The organism is Rhodopseudomonas sp. BR0C11 (assembly GCF_010820945.1).
GTDB classification, from domain to species: Bacteria; Pseudomonadota; Alphaproteobacteria; order Rhizobiales; family Xanthobacteraceae; genus Rhodopseudomonas; species Rhodopseudomonas palustris_H.
This window is the reverse complement of sequence record NZ_QTKI01000656.1, coordinates 1-1,621: the sequence shown is the minus strand read 5'-3', so window position 1 is coordinate 1,621 and position 1,621 is coordinate 1. Positions and strand designations below refer to the sequence as shown.

The 1,621-nt window shown below is 65.9% G+C and carries 2 protein-coding genes; one reads left to right on the top strand and one right to left on the bottom strand.

Annotation, left to right across the window (positions count from 1 at the left end; genetic code table 11):
- On the top strand, window positions 1-565 hold a 565-nt coding region (locus tag DYI24_RS26265; RefSeq protein WP_164574392.1), incomplete at its 5' end, for a winged helix-turn-helix domain-containing protein.
- Window positions 566-575: 10 nt separating this feature from the next.
- Here DYI24_RS26265 and DYI24_RS26260 read toward each other — a convergent pair.
- A partial coding sequence (locus DYI24_RS26260) for a putative inorganic carbon transporter subunit DabA (protein ID WP_164574391.1) occupies window positions 576-1,621 on the bottom strand: 1,046 nt, incomplete at its 5' end.

Genomic DNA, 1,621 nt, shown 5'->3' with positions numbered 1-1,621 from the left:
GGCGATGGGGACCACGCCGCCCGACCTCGTCGTGCTCGATCTCGGGTTGCCGGATCTGCCGGGCCATGAGCTGCTTCGGCAGATCCGTTCGCAGAGCGAAGCGGTGCCGATTGTCGTGCTGTCGAGCCGTGGCGATGAAGCCGGCAAGGTCGAGGCGCTGGACCTCGGTGCGGACGACTACGTCACCAAGCCGTTTGGCATGGACGAACTGCTGGCGCGCCTACGTGCCGCGCTGCGGCATCAGCTTCAGGCGCAGGGCGAGCGTCCGCTGTTCCGCGTTGGCGATCTGTCGGTCGATCTGGTGCGGCGGATCGTCAAGCTCGGCGACAAGGAGGTCAAACTGTCGCCGAAGGAATACGACCTGCTCCGCGTTCTGGTGCAGCACGCCGGCAAGGTGCTGACGCACAAGTTTCTGTTGCACGAATTGTGGGACGAACTCACGGATGCGCAATATCTGCGTGTCTATGTTCGCCAGCTCCGGCAGAAGATCGAACCCGATCCCGAGCGTCCGCAGTATCTACTGACGGAAACTGGGATCGGATATCGGCTGAAGGCGCCGAACTAAGCTCGCCGGTTCACGCGAGCTCTGCGACCGATTTTTCCTGTGCCGCAGGCGCCACGACGACGTCCCAGCGGCCATCACGGCCGTAGCGCCAGTGCATCCGGCCGTCATCGTCGAGCGCGAACAGATGCATCCAGCCATTGTCGAACAATGCGCGCACGTCCGGGTCGCGATCGAGGATGGTGCTAATCGCCTCGTGTGGAGCTTCGATCAGAACCGACAGCCGGAGCGGCTGGTGGACGAGGCGTTCGCCATCATGCACCGATTGCCACGGCAAGCCGCCGCGCAGCAGGCCGCCATTGCCTTCGACGACGCCGATTCCGCCGGTGACGTTGTGCAGCAGCTTGTTGCCGGCGCCGAACGTTTCCGGCGCGACGGTCGAGCCGTAGTATTGCAGACTGATCCAGCTCGTGACCACCACTGGCGCGGTGAGGATCAGCTCGAGCACCGAGAAATCTGTGTCCTTGCGCCAGTCATAGTCGTGCAGGAAGGCTTGCCCCTGAAGGTCACGACCGCTGGTGTGGGACCGCGGCGCGGCGATGAAGGCCCGGCAGCCGGCGAGCGCCCATTCAGGGCGGACCTCGGCCCAATCGCGCGCCCGCCGCGTAATCGAACGGGCCGTTGTTGTCCGTGGCAACCGCAAAGCCCGCTCACTCCGCGTCAGCGCGCCGGCGGTGGCAAGCCAGGCCCGCGTTTGCGCGAGGCTCGTAGCGTGCGCCGGCGAGGGATGATCAGCATCGTACAGCGTCACTGCGTCCGTGGTGGTGTCATGCAGCGCGCCGACGAACAGCGTATCGGCCGGGATCGCGATGCCGCGACCGGCAAGCGCTGCACGGACCTCCGGATCGTTGAGTAGGCCGGCGAGCAGCCGCGCATTGACGTCGCCGGGGAAGCCGCCGCAAGCGCCACAATGCAGCGCACTGGCGTGGGGATTGTTGACGACGCTGGCGCCATGGCCGGCGATCAGCACCAGCGGCGCGAATGGACCTGTGAGCGACATCGCCTTTAGCACCGCTTCGGCCGTATCGACCCGAGCGTGGAGCGCGAGCGGCGGATCGA